Genomic DNA, 12,811 nt, shown 5'->3' with positions numbered 1-12,811 from the left:
CCATTCTCAATTTAATTTTGAGGATTTGGCCGTTGAATGTCCAAGAGCCAGCCCCTCAAAGGAATCCCCTTTGTATGAATTAATATAGATACCATGACGCCGGTTAATTATTTCGCCAATTTCTTTCCTGGTATAACCAGATAAATAAGATAGACCGCTTGATAACGTAAGTGACGGGGAGCCTTGGCATGTCTCATCGTCATTTGCTTTTCTCAATCTAACTTTAAGCATTCACGGTTATCACCCTCCTATCGAGGTATTTTGTATTTCTATACCCAGATGGATGATTATGGAAACTTTAATTCAACTTATATAAAAGTAGTTTTGGTCAAAGTAATTCCCCATAATAAACACGCACTTTTTATTATCGATCACATTATAAATGATCATTAATCATACACATGTCACAAACAAAATGAAAAAAGATGCTCCCATAAAAGTAAATAATCTCTACGGGAACATCTTCAAAAAATTTTTAACAAAAAACGTGACTTTTCTGCTCCTAATGACTATAAGAAGCTCAGAAAGATCGATATTTCGGGGTCTTAGGAGCATGCCGCCCGTACTTGACTGTTGAACGCTTACATTTTTTTTGCCCAAGGACTGATCATAACCCCCGCAGTTAATCCTATAACCACTGAGGTGCCAATGGTAGCCAAGTTCATACTTTTCCAACTTCCTAGGAAAAAACTGTATAAGATAAGTCCAAAACATAATAAGATAAGAAAGGATGTAATACTAAAAAATAATGCTTCATCAACCAATCTGGCTAATACAAGGACTAAACCGGCAGAAATAATACTAGCAAGGATTATGGGGAACAAGAATGTATCCATATATAAGCCCCTTCCCTAATCCTATGTATTCACTCGTTAAACTCGGGCATTTCAATTTATATATTCCCGAGCTTTAGAAAGGATGCCCCCTTTATTCCTGATAGACGCCCGATAGCATAAGACTGAATTAATTTTTTTATATAGGTGACCATCACTACCAGGTCTGAAAAAGAGGGAAATTGTATCCGAAATACGTACAACCTCAGGATTTGAACAGCTGGTGTTATGGAAAAGCCCCTGACTGATAGAGTCCGGGACTTCCTTTCAGTGATTCATATAAATCAAGTTTTTATCTTGGTTTTGATTCCACAACATCTCCATTTTGATACACATCATAGAATCCGACCGTGCCAGTACCTCCGTCATCAATTAAATCTTGACTTTGTGCTTTCAAAGAATAAAATACTTTTCCATCTGAGTCCTTATGACGCACACCATCGCTACTAAACACTAGATCATCATTATCTAGGGCTATCTCTGCATAAGTAATCGCCTTTTCTACTGTAAACAACTCCGCTTGATACTCTTTTAGTAATACAGTCCATGTATCAACACCGACAATTCCGTCTTGGACTAACCCGTTCTCAGCTTGCAACCTGCGAACTTGTTGGTCTGTGTGCGAACCAAAAGTCCCATCAACTTCTGTTTCAAATCCAAAGTTATTCAACATCACTTGAATAAATTCAACTTCAAAACTGCCTTGGCTCCCCTGTTTCATCATCGGCTGTTTTTCAGGTGGCCAATTTAATATCACTTCATATCCTGCTGGTATCTCTGATTCTGAATGTTGAACCGATTCATTTTCTGAGGCTGCATCTGCAACTGCGTCTGCGGGTTGAAAGGGAAGTGACGCAACCACAAGTGCAATCGCGGGTATTGCTACTAACCATTTCTTTTTCATAACAAATTAACCTCCATTTCCACTTTTTAACAACCACATAATCTCATTTTTTATTTATAATTTCAATATATTTATAGGAATTTTAAGAAAATGATATATTTGATAAACCACTTTAAATTTTGAAATATTTTTGTTGTATCTTTGAAATAAAGTTTGATGATTTATTTTCTTTTCATGGCAAATCATCTTCATCAACCTCTTCATACGTAGTAACAAATTCATTCTCCACGGTTAATTGTATATATGCCCCTTCCCTTAATTCACTAAGTGCCGTAAATTCAATGTCTTTTTGTTCCCCTTCCTCATTTACAGCAGGGAGTTCATAATTAACTGATTTCCGTTCTTGTCCAATTATTCCTTCTTCATCTACCTGCACATACCAATATTCTTCTTCAATAAAAGGGTTAAGATTGGTCTGCGTCATTTCTGGCAAAGAAAAATAAATACCCATAGGTATGCCCACAACAAATAAAGTTACTAGAATAAAAATAATTACCTTTCTCATTTTTTACCTCCCTCGTATATTATGTTTGAACCTAATTTCAAAAGATTTTCAGAACAAATTTTGCATCTTGATCTTCGCAACTATTTTACAAACATCGTATCTTTTTTTACTAACGTCGCGACTTTATTTCAAATGCACAGATAAATCTTTTTTCATACTTTTTTGAGTGCATTTTAAATGGATGGGACTGAAGTCAAGCAAGCAAGCCATCCATTCCAACGGAAGTGGCGACTTATCCGTTGTCCGAGCAGTCATACTTGAAACGGACGACAGTCTTTCTATAATGGAGGATAATATAGACCGCTATTCAGTGAAGTCAAAAGTAAAACATTGCTCCGCTCACCATTCAAATGAAACGGAGCAATTTTACTTTACATACTTTCTTTAACCACTTTCTTATAGTACATCAGTGATATAAGCGCGAATACTGAATATAAAATAATATATGCACCCATTACAGTCAGCATCGGTGTCCACATTTCACTGCCGAATAAAAACCATCCGGCATTAACTGCGAAATATGTGTGCAGCAGGCCGATAAGCAATGGTACACCAAATGTGACAACCATCTTGATTGTAAGACCCTTTACAATTTCATTTTCAGAGAAACCAAGTTTCCTCAGGACATTATAGCTGCCCTTCTCGTCTTCACTTTCCCCAATCTGCTTGAAGTAGAGGATACATCCGGATGTCAGCAGGAATGCAAATCCGACAAATCCGATGACAAACATCAGCATCCCTGAGCCCTGTATCTGATTGGTATACTGATTGATTTTCGATTCGAATGCTGGATTGTTTTCTTCATCCATCATTTCGAAAATTGCCTGACTGTCTTCCCCGGTAATATCAATCGCAAAACTTTCCTGGGGCTGCGCTGTTTCTTCGTCATAGTTATGGTTGTCTTCGAGTGTGCTGTACACCTCACTGGAAACCACTGCCTGAGGGGAACCAAAACTGACATGGGACGGCAGTATAGCATCCTCGTCTGTATCCACCAGCTCAAGTGTATGTTCATAATCATCATCAACCAGCGTCACAGGATGGTTCAGGTTGAAGTCAATGTATGAATCCATAAAGTACGGAATCCCTGTAATGACCAGTTCATTTTCACCGACTTCAAATCCATCGACATTTTCTTCACTTACAATACTCAGATATAATTCAGAACTCATCCCTTCCGGCGTTTCCATATCTACCGTGATGGCCTCACCTTTCGCATCATAGGTAATGGTCGGGATATTCACTGTTTCATGTTCAATGCCATTGTCATCCAGCAGATCACTGTAGAACTGCATATCCCCTTCTTCATAAAAAATGTAATCATTTGGAACAGAAGTATCGACAGACTGTCCCACTGAGTAATAAGAGATATATGAAAGTGACATCATCCCCATACTGAGTGCACTGATCACACTGATTAGAGTTAGTAGGAATGCATTGGACTTCATCTTGAACATGATGCTGGTAAGCGACAGAACATCATTCACATTAACGTGACCATTTTTGGATTTTCTGATCATATTCAGAACGAATGCGACAGAAAACTTAAATGTAATATAAGTACCGGCGATGGTCAGGAAAAGGACCCCAAACATCAACAGGAAGAATAGAGCCCCGAAATCAAGCATGTTGGCTGACAGCCAGTAACCTGAAATGATCATCGCCAGACCCAGAATGCCAAGTATTACAGTACCTGCTCCCAACCCTCTGTAGTTTGATTCACTGGATTGGTCAAGCGTAAGCATTTTAATGAGACGTGTTCGTTTCAAAAAGATGAAGTTCTGTGCCATCAACAGCGCAAATATGAATACGAATAGTATGGCCGTCTGGATGACCGCTTCCATTGAAAAGCTCATCCCTACAGAAAGTTCTATCTGCATCATCCTGAGTAAGATCATGAGCAGGATACGGGACACCAGAAATCCAAAAGCAATACCGATAATCAGGCTGCCAAAATAAATGACCGCATTTTCCAATATAAGTATCCTGAATATTTTCCCGCGCGTCAGCCCGATCAGCTGAAACAGTGCAAGCTCCCTGTTTCTTCTTTTCAGGAAAATTGAGTTGGCAAACATGACGAACGTAACGATGATGACAACCAACAGCACTGACCCGACGATAAATCCGGAGGTCCTCAAGTCACTGGATGTCAATTCTTTTGCAGCACTCTCATCCTGAGACATAAGTACTAATGAGAAATAGAGTACAACACCGAATACAAGGGCAAATATATACAACGTATAGTTCTTCAGGTTCTTGAAGAAGTTTTTCAGAATTATGGAGTTAAGACTCAACGCCGACACCACCAAGCACACTCTGGGTATTCATGATTTCCTTGTAATAGTCTTCCTGCGAACGCTCACCTTTTCTGAGCATTGAATAGACAAGACCGTCCTTCAGGAAAATGACCCTGCCCGAGTAACTCGCAGCAGTGGCGTCATGGGTCACCATCATAATTGTTGAGTTACTTATGCTGTTCAACTGCTGCAGTTTTCTGAGCAGGTTGCTGGCGGATTTGGAATCCAGCGCCCCTGTCGGCTCGTCGGCAAATATGATTTTCGGCTGATGGATGAATGCTCTTGCGGCACTTGTACGCTGCTGCTGCCCGCCGGAAATTTCACTCGGATATTTACCCTTTAAATCGTATATTCCAAGCTCACCTGCAACGAGTTCAAATTGTTTTTCAACATCCGCCTTCTTCATATTTCTGATTGAAAGCGGTAGTAATATATTTTCTTTTACAGTCAACGTGTCGAGCAGATTATATTCTTGGAACATAAAACCGAGATCATTCTTCCTGAAATCGGCAAGCTTTTTATCTTTTAGATTTGTAATATCCTGTCCTTCCATAAAAATATGACCGTTTGTCACTCTGTCGATGGAGCTCAGCACATTCAGCAATGTCGTTTTCCCTGAACCGGATGCGCCCATAATCGAAACGAATTCTCCCTGTTCAATATTGAGATCAATTCCTTTTAACACTTCAGTTCTGTTCAGTCTGTTGCCATATGATTTTTTAATATCTTTTGCTTCAAGAATCATAACGATACCTCCGTTGTTGTTATATCCTTATCTTACTCCTTTGATTCTTCTATTTCCTTTGATTCTTGTGACATATGCACAAGACCATGTGACATTTTTGTCACATGGTCTTCATCTCCTGAAATTTATTCTTTTTAGGGAATGTAAGAATTGTTGTGGTTCCCTCCCCGTATCGGGATTTAACATCTATCACGATGTCCATTGCGTCCGCCACTTCTTTCGTAAGATACATCCCCATACCCGTTGCTTCCCTGTCTCCATGGTCACTGGTGGAAGTAAAACCTGCTTCAAATATCCTTGGAATATCTTCAGCTCTGATCCCTCTTCCGGCGTCTGATATTTCAAGCTCCGGCCATCCTTCCCTCAAATAGCTGGATATTGTAATGTCGCTGTCCCCAGAGTATTTGACGCTGTTGCCGATGATCTGATCCACCATAAAAGAGAACCACTTCAAATCTGTCTCTATTTGGGTGACATGCAGATCCATATCGAACCCGATCCCTTTTTCAATACAGATTGCCCTCAATTTTCTGATCGTATTTGAAATGACATTTTCAATCTCAACACTTTCAATATATAGATCGTTGCTGATGTTCGTGAGTCTTTTCTCATAAAGCATTTCATTCAGCGCGGCATCCAGCCTGAGCCATTCCTCTTCCATCCCTGACCTTTCCTTTTCATCCAGATCATCTATCTTCAATTTCATCGTGGTCATCGGCATTTTCATATCGTGTATCCATCTTGTCAGTTCATCCAGATTTTCTTCTGTCTTTTTGGTTTCACTTTCCAGCATGTCATTGTGAAATTTCTTCATAACTGACAGTTGAGCATCCAGCCTTTTCTGATAAGGAGTCGCAGGAGCCGGCAGACTGTCCGTTTCATCAATTCTTTCAATATTCATTAACTCCAACCTGTAGTTTCTGCCCCTGAAAAAGTCCCACATAAGGAATAAAGACAAAATAACCGTATTGATGATAAAGATATATATCACGGAGAGGATGGGGATTTCAGTATCCAAAATCCCGAGTAATAGGATTGAAAGATTAAACACGATAAAAAGAATCATCCATGGCACCGTTTGTCTGATATACATGAACCTCACTCCTTAAGCATATAACCGAGGCCTGTTTTGGTAATGATTGCATCTTTCAGACCTATACCTTCAAGCTTCTTCCTGATCCTGGTCACATTCACAGTCAGTGTGTTGTCGCTAATGAATCTGGAATCATCCCACAGTTGTTCAATGAGCGCTCCCCTCGTTACTGCCTGATTGATGTCATGGATCAGGACAGATAATATGAATGATTCATTTTTGGTCAGATGAATTTCGTCGTCATTTCTCATGACGGTCAGCTTTTTAAAGTCAAACACTGCATCCCTGAATCTAACAACGTCAATATCCTGATTCTGATACTGATAGACACGTCTCAGCAATGCCTGCACTTTCGCAACGAGCACATCAAAATTAAAGGGTTTCTGAATATAATCGTCACTGCCCATCTGCATACTCATCACCATATCTGTCGGATGGTTCCTGGATGACAGAAAGATGATTGGGAGGCTTGAAATATCCCGGATACGTCGACACCAGTAAAAACCATCGTATTTGGGCAGCGTAATATCGATAATGACCAAATCCGGTTCAATATTGATAAAATCATTTAATATATTTCCAAAGTCAGTGACCCCGTGCACACTGTAATCCCATTCTTCCAGCCTTGCCTTAAGCTCATTAAAAAGTGGCATATCATCTTCGATTATAAAAATTTTTGACATATTCCACCGTCCAGTCTTTATGTATAAAAATATCCTGTCCCCATTATAAAGGAAACTAGATATTTTGTATGCTTTCACAAAATTTAATTCATAAAATTCATTTGGGTATGCCTTTTGCAGCAAACATGCTGTCCATCTGTAGCTTTAAAATAAAGATTGATCAAAACGGACTCTCCATTCGTGAAATCATATAAAATTTTTATAAAACAATTTGATCATTTTCTACTGTTAATTTCTAATCATCGTGCTCATTTCTCAAAGATTATTTAATAAGCTAGATCTTAACATAACCCGACGAGCTAAGACACAATGAGAAGCCAAAAAGCGTGTACAAGACGCCGTCCGAACAATTGATGAAAATAAAATCGACGAAAACTCTGGAAAGCGCATTACATTCGACCATGTATATCCATTTGCCCGGCAAAAAACAACGTTGCCATCATGCTCTAGTTCACTTCGATATTTTATTTTGATCTTTTTCTGACGCCTGTAATGTGATTTAATGAGTTTGTGACCCGAATGGCTAGACTGTTGGAATACACAAACATTGAAAAGAAAGCGACACCACATCTTTCGACATACTCATATAAGCATGCTTGCTGAAGCTGGTGTTGATCTTGCAACGGTTAACGGTTATGGAAGGGGCAGGACACGACGACCCGCAAACGAAATTGAAAATCTACACTCATATGACCAAAAAAATGAAAAAGGGTGTTTTCGTAAAGGTTAGTAACTTTTACGAAAACACCCTTTCAAACATAAATTTATAAAAATGTGAGGTTAATGTGAGGTTTTAAGGATTTAAGCGCCCTTATAACCCTTAAAATCATTGATTGGACAATATTTATTGAGCGACTATTACATCATGCCGCCCTTATACCAAACTCCTGCTCTTATATTCATTACTGCATTTTTTATTACATACACCGAGCCAACACAACGATTTGTATCTCTTTATTGATAAACATTTTTTTAGTTACTTTGTTGTGACTTTTTAAAAGTCACAACAGGTCATTTTACTTATTTCTTTCCCGAGCGGTCCCAGAATCTTGCTTTACGAATCGCTTCAATAAATTGTTTGCTATCATCTTTCACAACACCAGATTCACCAGAAATCTGTAAGTCTTGGATGATATTTGTCCCTTCTTTGATTGCACCAGTTGGTTTATAATGAAGAAAAGCTTCTTTCACAAAATAAGGTGCTTCTTTACTGAACAAGGATGTTTTCCCTTCCTTATTTGTGATTAGAATTGAATCAAATAGGACAGAGTCTGATGTTTGAAATGTATCATCAACCGTCAGCTCTGATCCGTCTTTACCTTGAATCCTGCCTTGGTGATCACTGACAATCTGAGGGATGATATTTGCTTGTTTCAGTTCATTTATTACTCTGTGCAGCTCTTCTGGAAAGCCATCTGCAGCAATAACCCCTACTGTGCGCGTATCTGTTTTATAAGTTGTATTTGCTTGGCTTAATGCTGGTGATGATTTCGTATACGTAATCTCTTTTTTCTTTGGTGCTTGCATACCTAAATTTTGTGCGACACTGGATACCAGTTCATGGCTCACATTCGAATACATCTCTAATACTTGTTCACGAATAGTCATTTCTTTGCATTTTCCAAGTTCAAAGCTGAATGCATTGATAATATGCTGTTTCTCCACATCGCTCATACTATTCCAAAACAAAATTGCCTGCGAGAAATGATCTGTAAAGCTCTCACTCCGTGCGCGGACTTTGCGGCCCTCTACTTTTCCCTGATAATGACTAAATCCACCTTCTTCCTCACTGACAGGCTTCGGTGTATTATTGGCAAGTGAATTTTTATGATAACTCACCTGCCCCACGTTTATTGTCTTACGTCCATATCCATCACGCTGATTATTGTGGAATGGACAAACCGGTCGATTAATCGGCAGTTCATGGAAATTTGGCCCTCCAAGTCGAATAAGCTGTGTATCTGTATAAGAAAACAGACGTGCCTGCAAGAGCGGATCATTAGAAAAGTCGATTCCTGGAACAACACTTCCTGGGTGGAATGCAACTTGCTCCGTTTCTGCAAAAACGTTATCAACATTGCGATTCAGGGTCATTTTTCCAATAATTTTTACAGGCACATCTTCCTCAGGCCAAATTTTCGTTGGATCTAAAATGTCAAAATCAAAACTAAATTCATCTTCTTCATTGATGATTTGGACCCCTAACTCAAATTCTGGATGATTTCCCTGTTCAATAGATTCGTACAAATCACGGCGATGAAAGTCCGGGTCATCCCCATTAATTTTCTGTGCCTCATCCCAAATCACAGAATGGACGCCGAGAACAGGTTTCCAGTGGAATTTGACAAAAAAAGCTTGCCCCTGTTCGTTCACCAGCCGGAATGTATGGACCCCAAATCCCTCCATCATTCGGTAGCTTCTTGGGATCGCCCGATCAGACATGGCCCACATTACCATATGTGCAGATTCCTGATTATTGGCGATCCAATCCCAAAATGTATCATGCGCTGTCGCAGCCTGTGGCATCTCATGATGAGGTTCCGGCTTTACCGCATGTACAAAGTCAGGAAATTTAATGCCATCTTGCATAAAGAAAACAGGCATATTATTGCCGACAAGGTCAAAGTTTCCTTCATCTGTATAAAATTTGGTTGCAAATCCCCGTACGTCCCGAGCTAATTCAAAAGATCCACGTGAACCTTGAACCGTAGAAAATCGTACAAAAACAGGTGTTTTTTTACCTGTTTCCGTTAGAAAATTCGCCTTCGTGAAAGGAGCCAATGATTCATATAACTCGAATTCACCATGAGCTCCGTATCCTCTGGCATGTACCACACGTTCAGGAATGCGCTCATGGTCAAAATGAGTCATTTTTTCTCGGAAATGAAAATCTTCTAAAAGTGTTGATCCTCGCTCACCTGCCTTCAAGGAAAATTCGTCTTCCGCCATTTTTAATCCTTGATTGGTTGTTAATGCTTGATCCTGATCTTTTACTCGGTCTTGATCCAGCTGTTTTTGCTTTTTATTCTTATCTTCGTTTGTCATTTTGCTCCTCTCCTTTCCCTTCTTAATATTTGTAGTACTCTACCCTGTGTATTATATATATTAAACATCTCACACATTTCTGTCTCAATAAGATTAAATCATCGGTAAATAATCTTGGTGCGTTTAAATTCACATCCTGTGCTGTAAACCCATTGCGTACAGCAATTTGTTCATTGGTGAGCAGATTTTGGATAAATTGGACGTGTTGGTGGGATAGATTTAAAGCAAACTCCAGCACGGAGCGTATGTCTTCATCTTCAACCTGGCTCAATGCATAACTAATAATACTGTATAGCCATTGAATCACTTTGATAATTTCTCCAAAGACTTGCGATTTCTGCCGAGCTTAATTCCACATTGGACTGCGTATTCATAAATCAATTCCTCTAGAGGGCAAGTTTTAAATTATCCTTCCTTTTTTGGGGGAATATGTATAGGGATAAAGAGTTAAAGAAACTCTCCCGTTTATAGAATAGTCTCAGCATTAAAACGCTAATAAGTATATTTTCGAGTTATTGTAAAAAGATATCATTAACAATTGGTACAAGGCAGACTGATGAGAGAAGGTGCTTATTTAGTGCTCATTGGAACAGTCACTTTTATAATAAGTTGGATAGCATTTTTCTCTTTTTCTAATAAAAAGAAATTCCCACTGTTTGTATTAACAGGGTACGTAGGTATTATTTTAGCTTTGATTACCGATTTGATGATGTTTGTTTATCCTTTATGGCACTATCCAGGAACAAAGATAGAACTATTTTATATTCAATTATTGAATAGATTTGGATTATACTTTGTAGTTATCTATTTTTTTCTTCAGTCATTACCCAAAAAGCAAACAGTTTTATCAGTTACACGCCATATATTTTATTGGTCTATATTCGCAATATTACTTGAGCTACTTTTTTTGTATATTGGCTTTATTGAGCATGGCTTATGGTGGAACATAGGTTTCTCATATGCTGCTGACTGGATTTTATTTATTATTTTTTACATCCATCATAAGTGGGCGTCAAATCATTCATTAATAATAATTCCAACTTAGGAGGGAGGCAGGATGCAACCTACTTGGCAAGATGTTATTGAATTAACCGAGCAGTTTAGAGATACAAGAATAGAGTATTGGTTGAATGAGACCTTATTTACCTTTAGTTGGTGGGTTCTTTTAGTTACAACCATTGGTCTTTTTATTGTATGGTTCATTATTCTAGATAAAAAAAGAATTTTCGAGATTATCACGTACGGATTTATGGTAGCAACTATAGCAATAATGGGGGATACAATAGGTGTTTCATTAGGATTATGGCATTATCCAAATACGTTAACACCTGTACCTTTAACTATCGAAATACACAAACTGCAAATGCCTATTATTTATATGATGGTTTACCAGTATTTTAAAACATGGAAAGCTTTTTTAATTGCTGCAACAATAAATGCTTTTGTTTTCGCGTTTATGTTGGAACCACTTTTGGTGTGGTTACAGATATATGAACCCTACCATTGGGAGCATGTCTATTCATTTTTTCCTTATATTATAATAGCAGTTGTATTCAAATACGTACTTAACAAATTCAAACAACTGGACCAGCATTATCAATAACAACCTTTGGTATGTGAAATTTTCCTATTCTCTTTACATTAGCTCTTTATTTCTTATTCCAGATAATGGCTCTATTGTTGCCCATATTTATTCGGTTATAGCGCCCGTTAGTTAAAAACCGATAAGATGGTCTTCAATTAATATATCGTATAAAATTAAATTAGTATAAACTTAAGGTAACTTTTAGAAATAGGTGATGCAGTCATGGACTTGGAGACATTATATAAGACTTATCAACCGTTTCTTTTTTCTATTGCGTACCGCATGCTTGGATCAGTTACTGACGCAGAAGATATCGTTCATGATTTATTTTTGGAGCTTAAGATTGACACCAGTCAAGTTAAAAACCTCCAAGCGTATCTTGCAAAAATGGTAACAAACCGCTGCCTCAACTTTTTAAATTCACCACGTCACAGAAGAGAAATCTACACTGGTCCATGGTTACCTGAACCCAATATCGGCTCAACACAACAGCCTTTAAATAAGATCATAAAAGAGGAGACAGTCTCTTATGCCTTTCTCGTTTTAATGGAACGTCTGTCATCTTTAGAAAGAGCCGTATTCGTACTAAGAGAAGCATTCAGTTATAACTATAAGGATATTGCTGAGGTACTGGAAAAATCGGAAGCCAACTGCCGTAAAATCTACAGTCGTGCTAAACAAAAATTAAAAAATGATTTACCTGTTCATTTACAAAATACGGAACAAGTGGTTTCCCTGACGAAATCTTTCATAGAAGCTTCAAAGACAGGAGATGTTGAAGAATTTATTGACGTTCTCTCCGAAGATGTTGTCCTTGTTACAGACGGCGGAGGAAAGGTGCCTTCTGCTCTATATCCAATTGTAAACAAACATCGCGTACTGGCATTTCTTAAAGGCGTTATTAATAAGACAGGCATCATAGGAGAACTTCTCCCTGTAGTGGTTAATGGTCAAAAAGGAATCCTACAAGTAAAAGATGGACACCCGCTCAGAGTTGTCTGTTTTGAATTAGACCCAAATCAGAAAAAATACAGAGAATCTATATTGTTTCAAACCCAAACAAGTTAACGCATATTTTTGTTCCTTAATGTCACAAATCGCTTCTCTATTTTGTCTTATTA

13 protein-coding genes are annotated in these 12,811 nt (G+C 38.3%); 3 read left to right on the top strand and 10 right to left on the bottom strand.

The window, feature by feature from the left end; translation table 11 throughout:
- Positions 1-6: 6 nt before the first annotated feature.
- The 10 genes from KFZ58_RS04440 to KFZ58_RS04395 all read right to left on the bottom strand — a co-directional run bounded on the left by KFZ58_RS04440 (position 7) and on the right by KFZ58_RS04395 (position 10,412).
- Positions 7-231, bottom strand: coding sequence for a hypothetical protein (locus KFZ58_RS04440; protein ID WP_235793628.1), 225 nt, complete (start codon positions 229-231; stop codon positions 7-9).
- Between the two features lie 350 nt (positions 232-581).
- Positions 582-836 (bottom strand): YesK family protein, encoded by a 255-nt coding sequence (locus KFZ58_RS04435; RefSeq protein ID WP_235793627.1) that lies wholly within the window; start codon positions 834-836, stop codon positions 582-584.
- A 289-nt stretch (positions 837-1,125) separates the two neighbouring features.
- Positions 1,126-1,737, bottom strand: coding sequence for a peptidoglycan-binding domain-containing protein (locus KFZ58_RS04430; protein WP_235793626.1), 612 nt, complete (start codon positions 1,735-1,737; stop codon positions 1,126-1,128).
- A gap of 172 nt (positions 1,738-1,909) precedes the next feature.
- On the bottom strand, positions 1,910-2,242 hold the full coding sequence (locus tag KFZ58_RS04425; RefSeq protein ID WP_235793625.1) for a YxeA family protein: 333 nt from the start codon (positions 2,240-2,242) through the stop codon (positions 1,910-1,912).
- A gap of 371 nt (positions 2,243-2,613) precedes the next feature.
- Positions 2,614-4,425: an FtsX-like permease family protein gene (locus KFZ58_RS04420; RefSeq protein WP_235793624.1), complete on the bottom strand. Its 1,812-nt coding sequence runs from the start codon at positions 4,423-4,425 to the stop codon at positions 2,614-2,616.
- Between the two features lie 100 nt (positions 4,426-4,525).
- On the bottom strand, positions 4,526-5,284 hold the full coding sequence (locus KFZ58_RS04415; protein WP_235793623.1) for an ABC transporter ATP-binding protein: 759 nt from the start codon (positions 5,282-5,284) through the stop codon (positions 4,526-4,528).
- Positions 5,285-5,384: 100 nt separating this feature from the next.
- Entirely contained in the window at positions 5,385-6,377 is a 993-nt protein-coding gene (locus KFZ58_RS04410; RefSeq protein WP_235793622.1) for a sensor histidine kinase, read from the bottom strand.
- Between the two features lie 5 nt (positions 6,378-6,382).
- On the bottom strand, positions 6,383-7,060 hold the full coding sequence (locus KFZ58_RS04405) for a response regulator transcription factor (protein WP_235793621.1): 678 nt from the start codon (positions 7,058-7,060) through the stop codon (positions 6,383-6,385).
- A 1,020-nt stretch (positions 7,061-8,080) separates the two neighbouring features.
- A complete protein-coding gene (locus tag KFZ58_RS04400; protein WP_235793620.1) occupies positions 8,081-10,105 on the bottom strand; it encodes a catalase in 2,025 nt (674 codons plus the stop codon).
- A gap of 22 nt (positions 10,106-10,127) precedes the next feature.
- A complete protein-coding gene (locus KFZ58_RS04395) occupies positions 10,128-10,412 on the bottom strand; it encodes a DUF3231 family protein (RefSeq protein ID WP_235793619.1) in 285 nt (94 codons plus the stop codon).
- A 231-nt stretch (positions 10,413-10,643) separates the two neighbouring features.
- On the opposite strand from KFZ58_RS04395, the gene KFZ58_RS04390 reads away from it, so the two are divergent.
- The 3 genes from KFZ58_RS04390 to KFZ58_RS04380 all read left to right on the top strand — a co-directional run bounded on the left by KFZ58_RS04390 (position 10,644) and on the right by KFZ58_RS04380 (position 12,758).
- Entirely contained in the window at positions 10,644-11,150 is a 507-nt protein-coding gene (locus KFZ58_RS04390) for a CBO0543 family protein (protein ID WP_235793618.1), read from the top strand.
- A 12-nt stretch (positions 11,151-11,162) separates the two neighbouring features.
- Positions 11,163-11,708: a CBO0543 family protein gene (locus tag KFZ58_RS04385; RefSeq protein WP_235793617.1), complete on the top strand. Its 546-nt coding sequence runs from the start codon at positions 11,163-11,165 to the stop codon at positions 11,706-11,708.
- 204 nt (positions 11,709-11,912) lie between these two features.
- Entirely contained in the window at positions 11,913-12,758 is an 846-nt protein-coding gene (locus tag KFZ58_RS04380; protein WP_235793616.1) for an RNA polymerase sigma-70 factor, read from the top strand.
- The last annotated feature ends 53 nt before the right edge of the window (positions 12,759-12,811 follow it).

It is taken from the genome of Virgibacillus sp. NKC19-16 (assembly GCF_021560035.1).
Taxonomy (GTDB): domain Bacteria; phylum Bacillota; class Bacilli; order Bacillales; family Amphibacillaceae; genus Virgibacillus_L; species Virgibacillus_L salidurans.
This window is presented reverse-complemented; position numbering and strand designations above follow the sequence as displayed.